The sequence below is a fragment of the Butyrivibrio sp. WCD3002 genome, from assembly GCF_000424265.1.
Taxonomy (GTDB): Bacteria; Bacillota; Clostridia; order Lachnospirales; family Lachnospiraceae; genus Butyrivibrio.
In genome coordinates this window covers 165,356-187,393 of record NZ_AUJO01000003.1, presented here as the reverse complement: position 1 = coordinate 187,393, position 22,038 = coordinate 165,356, and the positions used below count along the sequence as shown (strand labels likewise).

Genomic DNA, 22,038 nt, shown 5'->3' with positions numbered 1-22,038 from the left:
CTAATCGGTATAATAAAAAAAGATTTCATACGGAGATTCTCCGTACAATTTTCCTTTATTTTTGTAATTTTTTTCGGATAACGGTCCTTTGGGGTACGTTTATGCCCCGGAAGGAGTTTTTATGTTTAGTACAGTTGTTTCGGGTGCGGTAAAGGGTATATTGCCGTATCTGATGCAGGTTGAGGTAGACGCGTCAGATGGACTGCCCATGTTCAATATGGTCGGCTTTATCAGCGGCGACGTAAGAGAGGCATCAGAGAGAGTCAGGGTTGCTTTGAAAAATGCCGGTTTTCCGATGCCTCCGATGAGAATTACAGTCAATCTTTCTCCTGCGGATATCCGAAAGGCCGGAATCGCGGTAGATCTGCCGGTGGCGCTGGGAATACTATGTGCCATGGGAGAGATAAGTGAGGATGCGCTAAAGGATACACTGGTAATCGGCGAGCTTGGGCTTGATGGCGAAGTAAAGGCGGTAAACGGCGTTTTGCCTATGGTTACCCATGCATGGAAAAAAGGATTCAAAACCTGTATTTTGCCCTATGACAATGCAAACGAAGGCGCTGTGGTCAGAGGCATGAAGGTTATAGGAGTAAGGAATCTTCTTGAAACCATAAGCTATCTGACTGCGGAAAAATCAGAGCGGGACAAAGTAATTGAGCCTACTAAAATTGACGTTCAAATGATGTTTAAGGATGCTGAGCCCGGAGAAAAATATTTAAGAGGTATGGATTTTTCAGAGATAAACGGACAGGCAGCCGTAAAAAGAGCGGTTGAGATAGCAGTGTCAGGATATCATCACATTCTTATTGTGGGGCCGCCCGGTTCCGGTAAAAGCATGATTGCAAAACGTATACCGGGGATAATGCCGCCCTTGTCGGAGGATGAAAGTCTTGAGGTATCTTCAATCTACAGTGTGGCGGGAATGATAAAAAAGGGTGAAGCACTGATTACAAGGCGTCCTTTTATGAGCCCTCATCATTCCATTACGGAACCGGCACTTACGGGAGGCGGAACAATACCTCATCCCGGTGTTATTTCCCTTGCCCACAGAGGAGTGCTTTTCCTTGATGAGATGACGGAATTCAAAAGAAATACGCTCAATCTTTTAAGACAGCCCTTGGAGGACAGAGAGGTCCATGTGGCAAGAAGCGGAGGGACTTTTTCCTATCCTGCGGATATGCTTCTTGTGGGAGCCATGAACCCATGTCCATGTGGATATTATCCTGACCTTAATAAATGCAGGTGTTCGGAAAGCGAGATATCAAGGTATCTTGGCAGAATATCCGGGCCTATTCTGGACAGGATAGATATAAGCGTTGAAGCCTCCAAGATTGATGTGGGTGAGCTTAGTCACGGAAATCAGTGCAATGAGAGCAGTGCGGAGATAAGAAAGCGTGTTCTTGGCGCCATGGACATTCAGAAAAGGAGATTTAAGGATGAGGGCATAAGGTTTAATTCTGAGATGAGCCCTGCCCAGATAGGAAGATATTGCAAGCTTGGTCTAAAGGAGCAAAGACTTATGGAGCAGGTGTTCAATACGATGGATTTATCCGCCAGGGCATATCATAAGGTTCTCAGGGTAGCAAGAACCATAGCGGATCTTGATGGAAGCGAAAACATTGAGACAAGACATATCACCGAGGCTGCCTGCTATAGAATGACAGATTCAAGATACTGGAACAAGCAGGAAAGCTCATCAAAAGAAAGAACAGCTTCTCCGATTATCAAGAACAGGAGGGTATGCTGATGGGCAATATAAAAGACTTTGAGAGCGGCAAGCCGTTGAATAATGCGGTTTTTGCGGAAGAAGATAAATATGCTTATATGCTTCACAATATTCAGGGCTTTGGGAATAAGACGCTGTTTATGCTTTACCGGGAGCTTGGAAGCTGTAAAGAGATTTATCATGCCTCTTGCGATGTCCTAAGAAAAATGCTCACGGGCAAACAGCTTAAGGCCTTTAAGGCAGCTAAAGGAGAATGGGATGTGGACGGAGAATTTGAATATCTCTACACCAGGGGAATCGACTTTTGCTCCTATTTTTCTGAAGGATATCCGGGTCGTTTAAAGGATATTCCTGATCCGCCTTTTGCACTTTACTGCGCAGGGAAAATGCCTGATGAGCATAGGCCTTCGGTATCAATAATCGGAGCAAGGAACAGCTCTGAGTATGGAAAATATGCCGCGAGATTATTTGGAGAAAAGCTGGCGCTGGCCGGAATACAGGTTATAAGCGGAATGGCCAGGGGAATTGACGGCATTGCGCAAAAAGCAGCAGCTTATGCGGGCGGTGCATCCTTCGGCGTTCTGGGAAGCGGAGTAGATGTTTGCTATCCTGAGGAAAACAGGGCACTTTATGATGAACTTATAGTCTCGGGAGGAATTATATCCGAATATGTCCCCGGAACACTTCCAAAGCCACAGTTTTTTCCGCCAAGAAACAGGATAATAAGCGGGCTGTCCGATGCTGTTATTGTTATTGAGGCAAGACAGAAAAGCGGAACACTTATAACGGTGGATATGGCTCTTGACCAGGGGAGAGAAGTTTTTGCAGTCCCGGGAAGGATATGCGATAACCTTAGCAGTGGCTGCAATCAGTTGATTCGTCAGGGGGCAGAAATTGCCACATCACCTGAGGATGTCGTGGATTTTCTCAGAAGAAAGCTGATGGGAGAAGTGTTCGTCGGAAATAAAAATTTGTCTTCAGATGATAAAGTGGCTGAAACTGGGGAAAACATTGGAGTTTCCGAAGGGGCTCAGGCGGAGAGTAGCGCAACTGTGCCATTTATAACTATGAGCAGTGCACAACAAGAGGTTTACTCCGTGATGGATTTCTATCCTCAGACATCGGCTTCGATATATGAGAAAATGGCTGAAAAGGGCATAAATATCGGTATTTCAGAGGTTATGAACATTCTTGTTGAGCTTTGTATTACAGGCGTAGCGGCAGGAAACGGAGCCGGTTTTTATAAAAAAGCACAATAATGAAAATATAAATCGGAAACGTTACCGACACAGTTAATAAGCCAAGACAAACGGTTGCGCATGCACTTTTTGAAACTAAACGTTTCCGGTAACAAAATTGTGCAATTTGTATAAGGAAAACGTTTTTCTTTTAGGAAGAAATCACTATTGACGATAAAAAAGCACAGACTTACAATGTGATCAAGAGCAACCGATTGCGCAAATTAACCATTGCGCAACAAAAAAACGGTAATAAACGGAGGAAAAAGTAAAATGAAAAAGAAATTGGTATCAGTTTTGATGGCAACAGCTATGACTGCATCACTGCTTGCAGGATGCGGCGGCGCAGCCGACACAGCAGCAGATACTGCTGAGAGCACTGCAGATGCAGTAGAGGAGACTGCAGAAGAGGCAACAGAAGCAGTTGAAGAAACAACTGAAGATGCAGCAGAAGCAGTTGAAGAAGCAACAGAAGAAGCTACAGAAGATGTTGCAGAAGCAGCAGATGACACAGATTACGGCACAGGCGAGATTAAGATCTGGGTTGCTGACAATGTAGTTGATTTCACAAAGGAGCAGTTCGATAAGTTTATCGAAGCTAACCCTCAGTTCGCCGGATACACAGCAACAGTTGAGGCTGTAGGTGAAGGCGATGCAGCAAGCAACATGATCACAGACGTAACAGCAGGTGCTGATATTTATGGTTTCGCTCAGGACCAGACAGCAAGACTTGTTGCAGCAGGTGCTCTTGAGGAGGTTGCTCCTGAGAACGTTGATGCAATCAAGAGTGAGAACGCAGCAGGTGCTGTAACAGCAGCAACAGTTGGCGATACACTTTATTCTTATCCTATGACAGCTGATAACGGATATTTCCTTTACTATGATAAGAGCGTTGTAACAGATCCTTCTACTCTTGAGGGCATCCTTGAGCAGTGCGAAGCAGCTGGTAAGAACTTCTACATGGATCTTACAGGTTGGTATCAGGTAGCATTCTTCTTCGGAACAGGATGCACACTTACATACGAGTCAGACAATGACGGTAACTTCACAGCATGCGATTGTAACTATGATTCAGATGCAGGCCTCGTAGCTCTTAAGGAGATGATCGAAGTTGCTTCTTCTAAGGCTTTCCAGCCCGGTTCTTCTGCAGGCGATGCAGTTGACTATGCAGCAATCATCGATGGTACATGGGATGCAGATGTAGTTAAGGCAGCACTTGGCGACAACTACGCTTGCGCTAAGCTTCCTACATTCACAGGTTCTGATGGCAAGAGCTATCAGATGAGCGGTTTCAACGGATGCAAGCTTCTTGGTGTTAAGCCTCAGGAAGATGAGAACAAGCTTGCTGTATGTGATGCACTTGCTCAGTACCTCACAAGCGAAGAAGTTCAGCTTGCCAGATACAATGCAGTAGGTTGGGGCCCTTCAAACCTCAATGCTCAGGAAGATTCTTCAGTTAAGGCTGACGAAGCTCTTTCAGCACTTTCAGAGCAGTTCGCATTCACAATTCCTCAGGGTCAGTATCCTGGTGACTACTGGTCAAATGCAGAGGCACTTGCTGGTGATGTAACAGACAAGTTCCAGAGCGCATCTGATGATGACCTCAAGGCAGCACTTGCTACATTCCAGGAGACAGTAGTAGGTCTTGCTCAGTAAAACTGATGACTTAGCGAGGTAAAAACAATACCTTGAAAAATTCAAACCGGCAGGAGCTTTTGCCTTCTGCCGGTTTTTTAGAAGGAATGCTGAAAATACTTGGTTGTGTGGGAACGCAAGAGCGGAGGAGAACGCTATGAGCAGTGATAATGCGTCTAATTCGAAACAGAATCCTATTAGCAGATTTTTTTCGATTTTGGTAAATGACCTCAAGGAGATTGGGGTCACATTTAAAGAGGGCGATTGGAAAACAAAACTCTCATTTTTGATTATGGGTATCGGACCGATACTCAGGGGACAGACCTTAAGAGGCCTTATGTATCTTGTTGTTGAGATTTTATTCTTTGTGTTCCTTGGAGCTTTTGGCGGTAAATATTTTTCCAAGCTGGGAACACTTGGTGTAATCGAGACAACTAAAAAGCGCAGAAAAATAGTGTATGGAGATCATTCATTCCTGATCCTTTTGTTTGGTCTTTTAACTCTTATTTTTATTGTATTCATTATTTTCTTGTGGAGAATGAACATCAAAGAGAACAGAAAGGAAGAGCTTGCACTTAAACAAGGCAAGAAACTTCCCGGAAACAGAGCAGATTTCCTGTCACTCTTTGATTCTAATTTTGATAAAACTTTGTTGGCACTTCCGGTAACAGGTGTATTCGCCTTCACCGTTTTGCCGATCATTTTCATGATATGTGTTGCCTTTACCAATTATGATGCGACACATCAGGCACCTACCAAGTTGTTCACATGGGTTGGACTTCAAAACTTCAAGAATCTTTTTTCCTTTGGAAAAAGCGGATTTGGAAGTACCTTCGTAAGCGTCCTTCTCTGGACTCTGGTTTGGGCTTTTCTTGCAACCTTTATTGACTACTTCCTTGGAATAGCAGTAGCGATTCTTATTAACAAGAAGGGAATCAAATTTAAAAAGTTCTGGCGTACATGTCTTGTTATGACCATCGCTATTCCTCAGTTTGTAAGTCTTTTGTATGTGGCAAAGATGTTTGATAACGCAGGTATAATCAATGCAACACTTCTTAAACTGGGAATAATAAAGAGTGCGATTCCATTCTGGACAAATCCATGGCTTGCAAAGATAACAATCGTAGTAGTCAATATCTGGATAGGTATCCCTTATCTTATGCTTATGGCTACAGGTCTTCTTATGAACATTCCTGAGGATCTGTATGAAAGTGCCAAGATTGACGGCGCTACACCCTGGCAGATGTTTAAGAATATCACAATGCCATACATGCTTTTCGTAACAGGACCTTATCTGCTTACATCCTATACAGGTAACCTTAATAACTTTAACGTTATCTATCTTTTGACAGGTGGCGGACCAAAGTCTATGAGTTATGCAGGAGGTGCAGGTGGTACAGACCTTCTTGTAACATGGCTTTATAAGATGACCATCAATGACACTGATTATAAGATGGCCGCTGTAATAGGTATCATGGTATTCGTTGTTACGGCTATAATCATGCTTTCTGTATATCGCATGCTGCCGTCAGTTAAGGATGAGGAGGGATTCCAGTAATGGCAAAAGAGACTTCTATGAAAAAGAAACGTGCCATTAGCAATGCACTTGCTTATCTGGCACTTACAATCATCGTTATAATATGGCTTTTCCCTTTTGTGGGACTGGTACTTGGAAGCTTCAGATCATATCTTCCCGAGGTTGAGTACGGCGGAATTGTTGGTTATATAATTCCCAAGACCTTTTCACTGGATAACTACAGATTCGTTCTTGGAAATGAGACCAACTTCAAGAGATGGTATCTCAATACAGTTATCATTGCTACCTGCGTATCAGTGCTTCAGACTATCATCATACTTTGCGTAAGCTACGCTCTTAGCCGTATGAGATTTTACGGAAGAACAGCACTTATGAAGTTCTGGCTGGTACTTGGTATGTTTCCGGGCTTCCTTACAATGATCTGTCTGTACTTCCTGCTTAAGCAGATGGGACTTACTCAGGCAGGTGCTATACCGGGATTGATTCTGGTATCTGTTGCAAGCTCAGGTATGGGTTACTACGTATGTAAGGGATATTTTGATACTATTCCCAAGGCACTGGATGAAGCTGCCCGTATCGATGGCGCTTCCAGAGCAAGAGTATTCTTTACAATGACACTTCCCATGAGTAAGCCCATCATCATTTACACAATGCTGGTAGCTTTCATGGCACCCTGGAATGATTATGTATTTGCTTCCTACATCGCATTTGGACATGATAAGAGCTACAACGTAGCCGTTTCCATGTACAGATGGATGAACACCGGTGACTATCAGGGTTACTTTACCAGATTCTGTGCCGGCGGCGTGCTTGTTGCCATTCCGGTTACACTGTTGTTCCTGTTCCTGCAGAAGTACTACGTTGAAGGTGTTACCGGCGGTGCTGTAAAAGGCTAACGGAACTTCCTTATTAAAACTTTGAGAGAAAAAATATGGGCGAGCAAATAACCATCGAGGATGTTGCGGCGGCCCTTGGTGTTTCCAAAACTACCGTATCCAGAGCAATTTCTGGTAAGGGCAGAATTGGAGAAAAAACAAGAACCCGCGTCCTCGAATACATAGAACAGAATAATTACAAACCTAATGTTGTTGCCAAAGGACTTGCTCAGAGAAGGACATATAACATGGCTGTTGTATGGCCCGGTGATTATTCACTTGTCGACCTGCCTTTTTTTCAGCGTTGCCTTATTGGAATGAGTGAGGTTACAAGCGGTCATGGATATGACATTGTTATAACCCTTGTATCCGGAGATGAGATATCTAATCTCAGACGAATCATTGAGAACAGAAAGGTTGACGGAGTAATCCTGACAAGAACACTTATTGATGATAAGCCTGCTGAGTATCTGAAAAAAAGCGGAATTCCTTTTATAGCAATAGGAACGTCCTTTGACGAAGATATCATTACTGTTGATAATGATAATTATGGCGCATGTATGGAGCTTACCTCTATCTTGATAGGAAAGGGACACTCCAAGCTGGCTCTTATCGGTGGTTCACAGAATCACATGATCACCAGAACCAGATATGATGGATTTGTTGATGCCTTTAAGAGGGCTAACAAGAAAATCGATGAGTCTCTCATATTTCTGAATCAGGGAAATGAGCAGAGACTTACAGAGATTTTAAAGCATCTTGCAGCAAAGAAAGTTGATGGAGTAATCTGTATGGATGATCAGCTTGCGGGATATGTGATCTCTATATGCAGAGCGCAAAAAATCAAGATTCCCGAGGATCTTAGACTGGCATCCTTTTACAACAGTAATATTCTGGAAAATGCAGTAGTTCCTGTTACTTCACTGAATTTTGATGAAAGAAAGCTTGGAGCTACAGCAACCAGAATGCTGCTTTCACTGATAGATGGTGAAAAGGTTGAAAAACAAAGCTTGAAGAATTATGAAGTTGTAATGAAAGAAAGCACGAAGTAAAATCAATATGCCGGCTCATTTAATGGTATTTGAAAATGAGCCGGCACTTTTTAAATAAAGCAGGAGGAAGGCTTTGAAGAGCCGGATGTCCCTGCTCGGAGGATATGAAAATGAAACTTACGAAGGAAAGTAATCTGTCTTTTAATGAAAAATCACTGACAGTTGACGGGAAGGCTTTTTATCCTGTTATGGGTGAGATGCATTTTTCCAGATATAGAAGCCGCTATTGGGCTGAAGAATTAAAGAAAATGAAAAGTGGCGGCGTTGACATCGTATCACTTTATACTATATGGATACATCATGAAGAAATTCGCGGAGAATTCGATTTTAGCGGAGACAGGGATTTACATAAATTCCTTGAGACCGTTAAACAGAGCGGGCTTAAATGCATTTTGAGAATAGGTCCCTGGGCCCATGGCGAAGCCAGAAACGGAGGTTTCCCCGACTGGCTTCTGGAGGATGCTAAGGAAAAAGGATACGATCTTAGAAGTGATGCTCCGGAATATCTTTCTCATGTAAGAAATTTCTACGAGCATATCTATGAACAGGCAAAGGGATTTTTCCTTAAGGATGATGGCCCTGTTATCGGCATCCAGATTGAAAATGAATATGGTCACTGCGGCGGCTTTGGAGGCCCTGAGGGAGAACAGCACATGAGAACCCTTCAGAGCATGGCAAAGGAGATAGGTTTTGATGCGCCGATCTACACTGCTACCGGTTGGGGCGGAGCTGTAACAGGAGGAATGCTGCCTGTTATGGGCGGATATTGCGAGGCACCGTGGGATCCAAGAACCACAGAGATTGAACCCAGTGGAAATTATATTTTCACAAAGGAAAGAAACGATCACAACATAGGCTCAGATCATGGCCTTGGCGTTGGAATTACCTTTGATATGGATAGATTTCCTTATCTTACAGCTGAGCTTGGAGGCGGACTTCAGGTTACCCATCACAGAAGGCCTATTGCCACAGGCGATGACACGGCTGCTATGAGCATGGTAAAAATGGGAAGCGGTGCAAATCTCCTTGGATATTATATGTATCACGGCGGTACCAATCCGGAGGGCAAGCTCACAACTTTGCAGGAGAGCACAGCAACAGGCTATCCCAACGATCTGCCTGTTTTATCCTATGATTTCAATGCGCCTATAAGAGAGTACGGACAGATGGAGGAGACCTATCGCAAGGTTAGAACACTTGCCATGTTCACCAAGGATTTTGGAGAAGAGCTTTGCGATATGCCTTATATTCCGCAGCCCGGAAATCCCCTTAAACCCGATGATCTTTCGTCCCTTAGATGCGCAGTGAGAGCTCATAAGGCTGAGATATGCGGTAAAGAGGAACTGTCCGGATATCTTTTTGTAAACAATTATCAGAGAAGATATAAGATGGCAGACCATGAGCAGATTACACTTTCCGCTTACGATGAAGCCGGAGAAAAAATCTGCGATTTTGAGGAAAGGGATGTTAATAACGGAGACTATTTCTTCTATCCCTTTAATATGCCTATCGGATATGAGGCTGTTTTGAGAAGAGCAAATGCTACGCCTCTTTGTATCCTTCATGATGAGAGAGGAAAAGAACTGGCATACGTTTTTTATACAGATAAAAATGAGTCAGCATCCTATGAGATAGAAGGTGACCTTGGAAGAATAAGCATTGTTACTCTTCTTAGAAATGAGGCTGAGCATGCTGTGAAAATCATAGATGAGCGCGGGGCTGAGCATCTTGTCATAAGTGAATACAATGTGGTTGAGAATCCGAGGACAGATAAAAAAGGTAATTCCCTTGGCTATGAGATTTATGCAGAGATTCCATCCGATGGACGAGAGCATAATGTATCCTTCAGAGTGTGGCCCGATCTTGACGAGACGCCCATCGGCTTTATACATGCTGATGCTGAGAGCGCAAGCGAATCCTACATGATAGACAGCATGGAATTTGCTGATTACAGATATGTTGATGAGTATGTTAATCCGGTAATGACAATCCTTAGCTGGGATGAGAATGCTGAGCCCGGCGTAGATGGCAGTATGAAATACAGAATAAAAGTATCTGATATAGATTCTGACATAGATGAAGTTTATCTTATGATAGACTATACGGGAGACAGAGGCGAGCTTTATGCTGCTAAGGATATGGAGACCTTCAGTAAAGGTCAGATGATAGCCGACAGTTTCTATACCGGTCAAAAGTGGGAGGTGGGCCTTAAGAGATTTATTGGTTCAGAGGGAGAAAACGGCCTTGAAGATAAATTCGAGGCTGAAGCGGTAGTTTATCCTTTGCATGAGGATGACAAAATCTATCTTCAGTCCAAACCTGAAATGAAGGATGGCAAGGTCTGCAGGATGACTTCTGTGGATTCTATAGCACAATATAGAGTAAGGCTTTCGATTTAATAAAACTTTTATCTGACAAATTGACAACAAGTGATGCCAAAATCTGAATATTAAGGTACAATATAATAGGAGTTATTGTAACGAAGTATGAAAGTGGTGGTCCATATATGGGATACTATGAATTACTCGAACAACTTATAAAGAAAATGACAGCCGAAGTCCTTGATATTGAAGATATCAATGCTACTCTGGGCGAGCTATGCAAAATGTTCAGAGTATCAAAGGGCGTCACTTGTTTTTATGACAGTCCTGAAAAAGAGACTCTTGGTATATGCGAAGAATTTGTCTGCTACGATGACGGGAATAGCTCTGATAACACAAGAGTTGCCCGTTTCGAAACAGATGTTAAAACTGTGACCACCTGTATCTGCTATTTTTCAAAAGACGCAGAACCTCTAAATGAAGAGGAGACTGAACGCGTTGATCTTATTCAGAAGACTATAGTCAGTTTTTTATCCAGAACCAGGCTTCAGAGAACGGTGGAGAGGCTTTCTTTCTATGATCTTGACGGATATAAGAATCTCAAGTTTTATATGCGTGAAATAGAAAGACTTAATGAGGAAAATAAGCTTCCCGGCATGGTTGCCGCAAGAATCAATCTAAGTCATTTTTCCCTTGTCAATCAGCAGATCGGAAGAGACGCCGGTACCGTTGTCATGAAAAAATATGTATCTCTAATAGATGATACTATTGCCGGTGACGGTGTTGTGTGTCATATCGGCGGTGATAATTTCATTATGATCTTTGGCGGGGATAAGAAAGATGCGATAATCAAAATCCTTACCGGGGCACCGATTGTTTATGACGACACCACCGGTGATTATATTATGGTGTCTTCATCCGCAGGTATTTTCAATATTCCCGATGAATTCGAATATCATGATTTTGGCGATATAATGGCGAAGGTAACCGGTGCTTCAGAGCAGGCAAGGACAGGTGGCGGTGCCAGCATAATTAATTACGACAGAAAAACAGATATCGATCGTGAATATATCATAAAGGTTCAGAGTAAGTTTGTGGAAGCTCTTAGGGATGAGGAGTTTAAGGTTTACTATCAGCCTAAGATTTCTGTGGAGACAGGAGCGCTGATGGGAGCCGAGGCCCTGTGCAGATGGTTCAGGAATGGAAGAATAGTTCCGCCTATGGAATTTATTCCGATTCTTGAGATGAATATGGACATCTGTAAGCTCGATTTTTATATGCTTGAACATGCATGTATGGATATACGGCGCTGGCTTGATGAAGGTAAGAGAGTTGTCAGAGTATCTGTGAACCTTTCACGTAAGCATATGGCAGATCCTGACATTACGAATCATATCCTTGAAATCATCGACAGGCATAATGTGCCTCACCAATATATTGAAATAGAGCTTACTGAAACAAATGCCGATGTGGAATTTACATACCTTAAGCGAATGGTTAATGATCTTCAGGAGGTAGGAATATTTACTTCGGTAGACGATTTTGGTATGGGATATTCATCACTGAACCTCATCAAGGAGATACCATGGGATGTGCTTAAGGTTGATAAGTGCTTCCTTCCCGAGGATGATGAGGATGAGAGAAGCATCAGAAGTATAATGTTCCGCCACGTTATTTCGCTGGCTAATGATATGGGCTTTGAGAGTATCGCTGAAGGCGTGGAGACTGAGGAACAGCTTAAGTTCCTCAAAGAGACGGGATGCGTTCTTGCGCAGGGATACTTCTTTGATAAGCCTCTTCCGTATGAAGAGTTTGTAGAGAGACTTATTAACTATAAATATAGACTGCCGTATTAAGTTTTAGTACAAAGATAAAAACAGGCTGATTTCCGAAAAGAGCAGCCTGTTTTTAAATATGTACTTAAAATATACTGCTAATAAAAAGGAGAAGAACAGTATGATAAAAAGACCGGAATATATAAAACCCGGATGCAGTATCGGAATTACAGCACCTTCCTTTGGACCATCCAGTGAGCCTTATTATTCAATGTATGGTTATTCAAAGAGGAATCTTGAGAATAGAGGCTATAAAATAATAGAGGGTGATACCCTTTTTAAAAACGATGGTATCGGCATAAACACTGATCCCAAGGTGGCAGCCGCAGAGCTTGTGGAATTCTATAAAAGGGACGACATCGATGCGATAATCTCTGCAGGTGGCGGCGAATGCATGAATGAGACCATAACCTACGTGGATTATGAAGCTTTGAAAAATGAAAAGCCTAAATGGTATCTTGGCTATTCGGACAATACCAATTTTATTTTCCCGCTGGTTACCATTTCAAGAGTACAGGGAATTTACGGCCCCTGCATTTCCGGTTTTTCCAAAAAGTGGGAGAAGCCTGAGCTAGATGCCATGGCTGCCCTTGAGGGAACACAGACAGAATTTTCGGGTTATGAGAAATTCGTTGATCCTGCAAAAGAGGAAAAGCCAACAGAAGAAATTACGGATTATTCAAAGGTGAACTTTGACGTTCCCTACGAATATAATTCGGATAAGATTCTTACAAACTTTGTGTGCGACAGCGGCAAGGCAGTTAAGGTCGATGATAATACCGAGATAAATATGCAGGGGATCCTCCTTGGCGGCTGCGTCGATGTTCTTGCCAATCTTGTGGGAACAAGATTTGATAAGATGAAGGAATTCAATAAAGACTTTAAGGATGTCATCTGGGTTCTTGAAGCCTGCGACCTTACACCTCTAAGCTACAGAAGAACCATCTGGAACATGAGAGAAGCAGGATGGTTTGACAGTGCCAAGGGATTTATCATAGGCCGTCCCCTTACAGCCTTTGGAAAAGAGATGATGGGAGCAAATCATTTCAATGCAGTGACAGATATCGTGGGAGAGCTTGGAGTACCCATCGTAATGGATGCAGATGTGGGACATATCGATCCTGCAATGCCAATTGTTATGGGAGCTGAGGCTAAGGTCTATGCTAAAGGAAATGATTTAAAGATAAATCTTAAATAAGCTCGAAATGCTTAAGGGCATTCCAAATGCCGTCGTTATCAAGAGATGTTGTGATGTAGTCTGCGTATTCTGTAAGGTCGTGATAGGTTTCTCCCATGCCAACACCAACGCCTGCTGCTATCAGCATCTCTTTGTCGTTTATGCTGTCACCGAAGGCAAAGGTATTTTCGATGGATTCTCCGAGAAGGTCGCAGACCTTCTCAATGCCGGTACCCTTGTTGAAGCCCTTGGGAACCATCTCCACAACGGTGTCCGAATGGATTATGTAATCATACAGGTCTGAGAGCTTATCGAAGCACTCATCTCTTTTTTCAACAGGAATCTCTGTTGCGCAGGAGAGCTTATTCATTTCCCATTTTCCATAGCATTCATCGATGCCGCGAAGGTGTGAGCCCATCTCTGCGATGATCTTATCGCCATACATGTCACCCTGAAAATCCTTAAGCTCCAGATAGAGATGTGTCGGTCCTTCAAGGATTGGTTTAAAACCATATTCTCTTATTGTTTCGATGGTTCTTATGGCATCATCCTTTGGAATGAATCTTTGATAAACAACTTCGTCTCCGAATTCAATCATTGTTCCGCAGGCGGATACGATTCCGTCAAAGCCGATGCCAAGCAGATTTTCATTGGTGATAAAGGCTCTGGCACGGCCTGTATTTATAAAGCACTTGTGACCGTTTGCTCTGGCGAGTCTTATGCCTTCTATAGTCTTTTCGTTGATCTCGTTTTTATAGTTCCAAAGTGTTCCGTCGATATCGAAAAATAAAACCATTTTTAACATCCTTTTCTAAATGAATATTTGCCGCGAATGCAGTAAATAAGCATAAAATCATTTCTCTATATGATACCACATTTACCAATATAGGTCGTGATAAAGTGTCCATAGATTGATATAATAACATAGTATAAAAAAGTTTCACCAATTAGCAGCAAGTAACAAGACGTATTTTAATGAGGACAGGATGATGAAGACTTTATATGTTGAATGCAAAATGGGCGTTGCAGGTGATATGTTATCAGCGGCACTTTTAGAGCTGTGCGATGATAGAGATGAGATATTAAAAGAGCTTTCAGAGCTGGGAATTCCGGGAGTTACTTTTGAGCTTACAAAAAATGAAAAGTGCGGAATTATGGGTAGCCATCTGGAAGTAAAGGTAAATGGTGAAGAAGAGGTAAGTGAAGATGTTGAGCATGAGCATAGCCATGAACATGAGCATCACCATGGTCATCACCACACACACCTTAAGGATATCGAAGAAATCGTTAATTCCCTCAAAATGGATGATGCCGTAAAGCAGGATGTCATAAATGTTTACAAGCTGATTGCCGAAGCTGAGAGCAGCGTTCATGGCGTAAATGTAAATGAGATTCATTTTCATGAAGTTGGAAATATGGATGCTATCGCTGATATTTCCGCTGTGTGTCTTGTCATGAGTCGTCTTAATGTAGATAATATAGTGGTATCTCCCATACATGTTGGAAGCGGTCAGGTTAAGTGTGCACACGGAATTCTTCCTGTTCCCGCACCTGCAACGGCATATCTTCTCAGGGGAATTCCCAGCTACAGCGGTGATATTAAGGGTGAGTTATGTACTCCCACAGGTGCAGCGCTGGTAAAATATTTCGCGTCAAGCTTTGGAAATCAGCCCGTTATGAGCATATCCAAAATCGGATATGGTATGGGCAAAAAGGACTTCCCCCAGGCGAATACTGTAAGAGTTATGCTTGGTGAAGATACAGATATGATGGACAGCGTTACTGAGCTTATCTGCAATCTTGATGACATGACTCCCGAGGAGATAGGCTTTGCCACAGAGCGCCTTATGGAAGAGGGAGCGCTGGATGTTTTTACCACATCCATTGGAATGAAAAAGAATCGCCCCGGCGTAATGCTCACGGTACTTTGCAGGGATAATGCAAAGGATGAATTCGTAAAGCTGATTTTTAAATACACCACAACTATAGGCATAAGAGAGAGTATATGCAGACGCTATGTCCTTGACCGTGTCGAGAAAACTATCACAACACCTGACGGTGACATTCGTGTTAAGGAAGTAAGCGGCTATGGTGTAAGCCGTCAGAAGAAGGAGTACGAGGATCTGGCCAGAATTGCCAGGGAAAAGGATTCCGGAATTATAGAGAGAAAATAAATAACAGAGGTAAATGAAATGTACGATTTTATAACATGTCCTGACAGAACAAAATCTTTTTCCTACAAGTATAAGGATATGTTTGACAGAAACCCGGATGTTCCGGAAGGGGTGATTCCTTTTTCCGTTGCGGATATGGAATTTAAAAATGCGCCGGAGATAATAGAGGGACTAAAGAAATATATTGAGAATACGGTTCTTGGCTACACAGCTCCATCCGATGGCTTCATTGAAGCGGTAATTGGATGGATGAAAAGGCGCCACGACTACGATATTCAAAAGGAATGGATAGTCTTATCTGATGGTGTTGTACCTGCACTTAGCGATATCATCAGGTCTACAACAGAGGAGGGGGATGGAGTTATCATCCTTACTCCCGTGTATTATCCCTTTAAGAGTTCAATTGAAAAGAACAACAGAAAAGTGGTGAATGTGGATCTTTTGCACGATGATACCTCATACACCATAGATTTTGACGGCCTAAAGAAGGCTGCCGAGGATGAAAACAACAAGCTTATTATTTTCTGCAATCCACACAATCCGGTTGGAAGAGTGTGGACAAAGGAAGAGCTTAAGCAGGTATATGATATCTGCGTTTCAAATGATGTTTTCATAATCAGTGACGAGATTCATAACGACCTGATAATGCCCGGCTACGAGCATACGGTAATGGCCAATGTTGCAGAGGATGCAGGAAAACATATGGCAGTCTGCACCGCGCCAAGTAAGAGCTTTAACCTGGCTGGACTTCAGACTTCATGCATCATAATTGAGGATGAGGATATAAGAAAAGCCTTTATAAAAAGCAGAGCTCAGGGCCACCGCGGTGTAGTTAACGCACTTGGAATAGAGGCCTGCAGAGTTGCTTATTCCCAATGTGAAAAATGGCTCGATGAATGTATCGAGGTCATTGATGGAAATGCAAAATACATGCGTGAATTTTTAAATGAGCATTTCCCTGAGGTAAAGGTCTATCCTTTGGAGGGCACCTACCTTTTGTGGTGCGATTTTGGTGCATACGGACTTAGCTGCAGCGAGCTTGAGGAGTTTAATACTAAGGAGGCTCTGCTGTTTACTGACGAGGGATACCTTTTCGGTGATGCAGGCAAGGGCTTTGAAAGATTTAACATCGCATGTCCGAGACACAAGTTAGAAGAAGCCATGCAAAGGCTTTTTAATAATTCTGATAAGATCAGAAGATAAATAAATGATCAGAGGGGTGAAAAAGAAAGGGGTTTTAATATATGAAAGCTATTTTTTCAAGCTATCTGAATGAGCTTGCTCCGAGCCTTAAAAAGCTTATAGATGAGCTCTCATCGGATTATGATTATGTGAGCGCGCTTGCAACGGATTCCAAGGGATTTTCCATGCAGGCTTCACAGAGAAATAAGTCTCTTACTGGAGAGACAATGATGACTGAAAGGGGCTGCGTTGTAAGAGTATACAAGGATGGCCTTTACAGTGAATATGCATTTAACAGACCGGAAGCAGATATCAGTGCTATGGCTGCAAAACTTAAGGGAATACTTGATGATCAGATTTCCATTATAAAAAGAACAGCTACGGAGGTTTTTGATACAGCAAAGCTTGAGGATGAACCCTGCGAGCTTTTCGTGGAAATGGAGACGGATATAATGCCGGAGGATGCCGATCTTGGTGCTCTTATGCAGAAGATAAAGGGCTATAGTGACAAGGCAGCAGGCCTTAAGGACTACATGGTTGATGCCGTTGTTTCAGCCAGATCCACCCATGTATGTAAGATGTTTCTTACAAAAAACAGAGATATGCGTCAGAGCTATGTTTTCACTGAAGGCTCCGTTGTTGCCATCGGTGTAAAGAATGGCAAGAATTCAATGGCAATCCAAGGCGTATCTGACAGAAGCGGCGTAGGCATAATCGATGGTCTTGAAGAGAAGGCAGAGCTTGCTGCAATAGAGGTTGGAGAGATGCTTGATGCTTCTCCTATTGTACCCGGTGAATACGAGATCGTTACAAGCCCTGAAGTAACAGGTCTTATCGCTCATGAGGCCTTTGGCCACGGCGTTGAGATGGATATGTTTGTGAAAAACAGAGCCCTCGGAGCAGAGTATATCGACAAGAGAGTTGGCTCAGATCTTGTTTCCATGCATGAAGGTGCAAACGTTGTTGTGGATGTTGCAAGCTATGCTTTTGATGATGAAGGTACTCTTGCAGGTGATGTTACAGAGATTGATCACGGTATTTTGAAAACCGGTATATGCGATGCTCTGGCAGCACTCAGACTTGGAACAAAGCCCACAGGTAACGGTAAGCGTGAGAACTTTGAGCACAAGGTTTACACCAGAATGACAAACACAATTTTTGACAGCGGCGAATCCACTAAAGAAGATATGATTGCTTCAGTTAAGAAGGGCTATTATCTTGAGGGAATGTTCTCAGGAATGGAGGATCCCAAGCATTGGGGAATCCAGTGTATCGTTGCAAGAGGAAAAGAGATAATAGATGGTAAGTTCACCGGTAAGGTTGTATCTCCTGTTGTTATGACAGGTTATGTTCCGGACCTTCTTGGTTCCATTTCAATGGTAAGTAAGGACAGAGTATCCTTTGGTACCGGCGGCTGTGGTAAAGGCCACAAGGAATGGGTCAAGGTTTCAGATGGCGGCCCGTGCCTTAAGGCTATTGCCAGATTAGGCTAACGAAGTGAGAGCGGAACTTCCTTGTGAAAAAGGAAAAAATTATATACATAATAAGAGGATATTCAAAATGACAGATAAGATAGTAGAGATCCTCAAGGCATCGGGTGCTGATGCTTTTGAGGTTACAGATACAGTTACACTTGGATATGAATTTTATTTTATCAAGCACAAGCTTGACCAGAACAGAGTAAGAGACGTTGAGCACATTAATGTAAAGGTATTTAAGAAGCTCGAGGACGGCAAGGTAATCGGAAGCGCATCCGGTGAGATTTATCCCACACTTACAGAGGATGAAATCAAAAGTGAGATAGATAAGCTTATTTCAAGAGCAGAGAACGTTCAGAATCCTTTTTATGAGCTCAACAAGCCCGCAGAATTTGAGGCTTCAAAAAACAGTGATATTGATGTGTCAAGGATTGCGGAAGACTTTGTAAATGCCATGAAGGAAATTCCGGAGACAGATACAGAGTACCTTAACTCCTATGAAATTTTTGTAAAAAAGAATAAGTGCCGTTTCGTAAATTCTGAAGGCATTGATGTTTCATATGAGTATCCCTCTTCAATGGTAGAGGTTGTTGTTAATGCAAAGGACGAGGCTCACGAGATTGAGCTTTACCGCATGTATAATGGCGGAACCTGTGATAAGGAAGGCCTTAAGAAGGACATCACTGAAGTTTTAAAATATGGTAAGGATAAGCTCATAGCAGGTCCCACACCTCAGCTTGGCAAGGCGGCAGTTGTATTTCCTACAATTGATGCAGTTCAGCTTTACAGCTATTTCGCAGGCAAAAGTGATGCAGGCTTTATTTACAATCATTATTCAGATTGGGAAATCGGAAAGGATATCGCTCCTAAGGCAAAGGGTGACAAGGTGACACTTAAGGTTCTTAAGAATCTTCCCAATTCATCCAAAAACTTCGATGTTGACGAGGAAGGTGCAGTTATTAAGGATGCGGTTCTTCTTGAAAACAATGTTCCAAAGACCTTCTGTGGCGGCAGAAGATATCGCTGCTATCTTGGAATAGAGGGATCCTCCATGGCGTACAACTACGAGGTATGCGGTGGCACGAAGACCATAGATGAGATCAGAAGCGGAAAGTATCTTGAGGTAGTTGAGTTCTCAAGCTTTGAGGTTGATTCAATATCCGGAGATATCGCAGGCGAGATAAGACTTGCTTACTATCACGACGGAGATAAGGTTACACCTGTAAGCGGCGGTTCGGTTTCAGGCAGTATGTTCAATTTTGTAAATGAGATGTACATGTCCAAGGAACAACGCCAGTATGACTTCTGCCTTATCCCTGCACTCACAAGACTTGAGAATGTCAGCGTGACGGGAATAGAATAATGGCAACTGTGGGCGGACTTGTAATTTTTGTTCCGCCCCTTTATTATGGTTTGAGAATATTTTTTAATTCTATGTGGGGGATAGTATGGCAAAAAATTTTGGCCAGGAACTGGAAATGACTCAGACAGGACTTTTAACGTCTAAGTCGGGAAAGACCTTTATAAGGATATACTTTATAAGGAAAGGACCTGGCGGTGAGGAAGCCAGCGCGGAAGGAATAATACCGGGCTACAAGATCATGAAGTCGGAGGGCTTTGAGCCTGACGAGATTGCAGCTCTTGAGTTTTACATCAAACAGAACCGCGAGGACATAGTGCTTCGCGCGAAAAAACTAAGCAATCCCTGGTATTGGTTTAAGTGAATACCGGTCGGGATTTTTCGAGACCATGGTATGAACTTCCTTTTGAATAATTAAAGAAAGTAGAGGACTAAAAATGGCACTGATAAAAAAGCCTGTAACAGGTATGAAGGATATTCTCCCTGAGGAGATGAAGCTGAGAGATTATGTAATAGGTATCATTAAGGAGACCTATGCAGGATTTGGTTTTACATCTATTGATACTCCCAGCGTTGAATCTCTTGCGAACCTTAACAGTAAGCAGGGTGGTGAGAACGAGAAGCTTATCTTCAAGGTAATGAAAAGAGGAGAGAAGCTTAACTTAGAGACAGCAAAGGAAGAGAATGATCTTACAGATTCAGGACTTCGCTATGACCTTACTGTTCCTCTTGTAAGATATTATTCAAATCACCAGAATGAGCTTCCTTCACCCTTTAAAGCGCTTCAGATGGGATATGTATGGAGAGCGGACAGACCTCAGAAGGGACGTTATCGCCAGTTTATGCAGTGCGATATTGATATTCTTGGTGAAGCAACTAACCTTGCAGAAATAGAGCTTATTCTTGCTACAACCACAACTCTCGGAAGACTTGGTTTTAAGGGCTTCCAGATCAGAATAAATGACAGACGTATGCTTAAAGCTATGGCTGCTTACAGTGGATTCCCGGAAGAGAGCTATGATTCTGTTTTCATAACTCTTGATAAGATGGATAAGATTGGTCTTGAGGGTGTTGCGGAAGAGCTTGAGAAGGACGGCTTTGACAAGGCAAGCATAGATAAATACCTCAACCTGTTCAAGAACGTAGAGGATAAGGGTGCTATCGACGGAATCAGATTCCTTGCCGATGAGCTCGGTGAGTTCCTTGAAGAAGAAGTAAAGAACAATCTTGAAGAGATCATTTCAAGTGTTGATACCACAAAGAGTGCTGAGTTCGAGCTTGTTTTCGATCCCACTCTTGTTCGCGGAATGTCATATTACACAGGTACTATCTTTGAAGTAGCAATGCCTCAGTACGGCGGAAGCTGCGGCGGTGGCGGACGCTATGACAAGATGGTTGGCAAGTTTACAGGTCAGGATACACCTGCCTGCGGATTTTCTATCGGCTTTGAGCGCATCATCATGATCATGATGGATGAGGGCTTCAAGATTCCCGATGAAAAGGATAAGGTAGCATTCCTTGTGGAGAAGGGTATCGGCGGTGAGCAGTTATCTGATATCATCGCAGAGGCTCAGAAGGAAAGAGCAGCAGGTAAGCAGATTCTTGTTGTTCGTATGAACAAGAACAAGAAGTTCCAGAAGGAGCAGCTTACAGCTCAGGGCTACGAAGAATTTAAGGATTTCTACAAGACAGAACTTAAGCACTGATTTTAAGAGGCTGATTTGAAAATCTATTATAGTAACGTTCATAATCTAATAGAGCAGGCCGGGGCCGATGATGCGATTTTAGAAGACCTTATGAAAAAAGTGGATAAGGAGCGCATTGAGAAGGCTGTACGATTTAAAAGACTCCCCGATAAGGTGAGCAGCCTTGTGGGAGGAGCTCTAATTCAGACTGCTCTAAAGGATTATATCCAAGAGAGCAAAACGCAAAAGTTTTCTCCGGAAGATGTACTTGACATAAGCTACGTCTTGGTAGAAAATGGTAAACCGTACGTTAAAAATTATCCGAGTTTCCATTTTTCATTATCTCATTCGGGCAACTACGTGGCCCTTGTCACAGCAGATATTCCTGTTGGAATTGATGTGCAGGAAGAGCGGGTATCAGATCCCGATAAGCTTGCCGAGAGATTTTACTCTGATAAAGAAAATGAGATTCTGAGGAAGATAGAAGATGATGAAGAGCGTTCACACATGTTTTTCAGAATCTGGTCCGCAAAAGAAGCTTACATAAAAATGACCGGCTATGGACTTCAGGAAGACCTGAGCGGTTTCCATATATCCTTTGATGATATGGAAATTCGCAAAGGAAGTCCCGAAGCAACTGCCGGTTATATAATAGAACCTCTCCCCCTCATTGGAAACGTTCTTACAGTATGTATCGGAGAGAGGACGGATAATATTAACCTTCAAGAGGTTGTTTTTTAGTTTTTCGTGCGTATAAACGCAC

Annotated in this window: 17 protein-coding genes; 16 read left to right on the top strand and 1 reads right to left on the bottom strand. The window is 42.8% G+C overall.

The window, feature by feature from the left end:
- The first annotated feature begins 121 nt into the window (after positions 1–121).
- The 9 genes from G608_RS20135 (at position 122) to G608_RS0106135 (ending at position 13,417) form a co-directional block, all read left to right on the top strand.
- Complete coding sequence (locus tag G608_RS20135) at positions 122–1,747, top strand: YifB family Mg chelatase-like AAA ATPase (RefSeq protein ID WP_051208922.1); 1,626 nt, start codon at positions 122–124, stop codon at positions 1,745–1,747.
- Positions 1,747–2,985: a DNA-processing protein DprA gene (gene dprA / locus G608_RS20130; protein ID WP_051208920.1), complete on the top strand. Its 1,239-nt coding sequence runs from the start codon at positions 1,747–1,749 to the stop codon at positions 2,983–2,985. The genes G608_RS20135 and dprA overlap by 1 nt, the downstream gene beginning before the upstream one ends.
- Positions 2,986–3,237: 252 nt before the next feature.
- On the top strand, positions 3,238–4,620 hold the full coding sequence (locus G608_RS0106165) for an extracellular solute-binding protein (RefSeq protein WP_026495306.1): 1,383 nt from the start codon (positions 3,238–3,240) through the stop codon (positions 4,618–4,620).
- A 136-nt stretch (positions 4,621–4,756) separates the two neighbouring features.
- Positions 4,757–6,157 carry a carbohydrate ABC transporter permease gene (locus G608_RS0106160; RefSeq protein WP_026495305.1) on the top strand — a complete coding sequence of 467 codons (1,401 nt, stop codon included), beginning with the start codon at positions 4,757–4,759 and terminating at the stop codon, positions 6,155–6,157.
- The gene (locus G608_RS0106155) at positions 6,157–7,032 is read left to right on the top strand and encodes a sugar ABC transporter permease (RefSeq protein ID WP_026495304.1); all 876 of its coding nucleotides are present in this window, start codon (positions 6,157–6,159) and stop codon (positions 7,030–7,032) included. Before G608_RS0106160 ends, G608_RS0106155 begins: the two co-directional genes overlap by 1 nt.
- A 35-nt stretch (positions 7,033–7,067) precedes the next feature.
- Positions 7,068–8,063, top strand: a complete 996-nt coding sequence (locus G608_RS0106150) for a LacI family DNA-binding transcriptional regulator (protein WP_026495303.1) — start codon at positions 7,068–7,070, stop codon at positions 8,061–8,063.
- Positions 8,064–8,173: 110 nt separating this feature from the next.
- Entirely contained in the window at positions 8,174–10,462 is a 2,289-nt protein-coding gene (locus G608_RS0106145; RefSeq protein WP_026495302.1) for a beta-galactosidase, read from the top strand.
- A gap of 107 nt (positions 10,463–10,569) precedes the next feature.
- Positions 10,570–12,240, top strand: coding sequence for a GGDEF domain-containing phosphodiesterase (locus G608_RS20125; protein WP_035794847.1), 1,671 nt, complete (start codon positions 10,570–10,572; stop codon positions 12,238–12,240).
- 100 nt (positions 12,241–12,340) lie between these two features.
- Complete coding sequence (locus G608_RS0106135) at positions 12,341–13,417, top strand: S66 family peptidase (RefSeq protein WP_051208917.1); 1,077 nt, start codon at positions 12,341–12,343, stop codon at positions 13,415–13,417.
- Here G608_RS0106135 and G608_RS0106130 read toward each other — a convergent pair.
- Positions 13,410–14,192 carry a Cof-type HAD-IIB family hydrolase gene (locus G608_RS0106130; RefSeq protein WP_051208916.1) on the bottom strand — a complete coding sequence of 261 codons (783 nt, stop codon included), beginning with the start codon at positions 14,190–14,192 and terminating at the stop codon, positions 13,410–13,412. The genes G608_RS0106135 and G608_RS0106130 overlap by 8 nt on opposite strands.
- 190 nt (positions 14,193–14,382) lie before the next feature.
- On the opposite strand from G608_RS0106130, the gene larC reads away from it, so the two are divergent.
- The 7 genes from larC (at position 14,383) to G608_RS0106095 (ending at position 22,016) form a co-directional block, all read left to right on the top strand.
- Entirely contained in the window at positions 14,383–15,570 is a 1,188-nt protein-coding gene (larC, locus tag G608_RS0106125; RefSeq protein ID WP_330366899.1) for a nickel pincer cofactor biosynthesis protein LarC, read from the top strand.
- Positions 15,571–15,588: 18 nt separating this feature from the next.
- Positions 15,589–16,773 carry a MalY/PatB family protein gene (locus tag G608_RS0106120; RefSeq protein ID WP_035794845.1) on the top strand — a complete coding sequence of 395 codons (1,185 nt, stop codon included), beginning with the start codon at positions 15,589–15,591 and terminating at the stop codon, positions 16,771–16,773.
- Between the two features lie 41 nt (positions 16,774–16,814).
- Entirely contained in the window at positions 16,815–18,245 is a 1,431-nt protein-coding gene (locus G608_RS0106115; protein ID WP_026495297.1) for a TldD/PmbA family protein, read from the top strand.
- A gap of 67 nt (positions 18,246–18,312) precedes the next feature.
- Positions 18,313–19,593 (top strand): metallopeptidase TldD-related protein, encoded by a 1,281-nt coding sequence (locus G608_RS0106110; protein WP_026495296.1) that lies wholly within the window; start codon positions 18,313–18,315, stop codon positions 19,591–19,593.
- A gap of 85 nt (positions 19,594–19,678) precedes the next feature.
- A complete protein-coding gene (locus tag G608_RS0106105; protein WP_035794838.1) occupies positions 19,679–19,954 on the top strand; it encodes a hypothetical protein in 276 nt (91 codons plus the stop codon).
- A 73-nt stretch (positions 19,955–20,027) separates the two neighbouring features.
- Positions 20,028–21,296 carry a histidine--tRNA ligase gene (gene hisS / locus G608_RS0106100; RefSeq protein WP_026495294.1) on the top strand — a complete coding sequence of 423 codons (1,269 nt, stop codon included), beginning with the start codon at positions 20,028–20,030 and terminating at the stop codon, positions 21,294–21,296.
- A gap of 15 nt (positions 21,297–21,311) precedes the next feature.
- Complete coding sequence (locus G608_RS0106095) at positions 21,312–22,016, top strand: 4'-phosphopantetheinyl transferase family protein (protein ID WP_026495293.1); 705 nt, start codon at positions 21,312–21,314, stop codon at positions 22,014–22,016.
- The last annotated feature ends 22 nt before the right edge of the window (positions 22,017–22,038 follow it).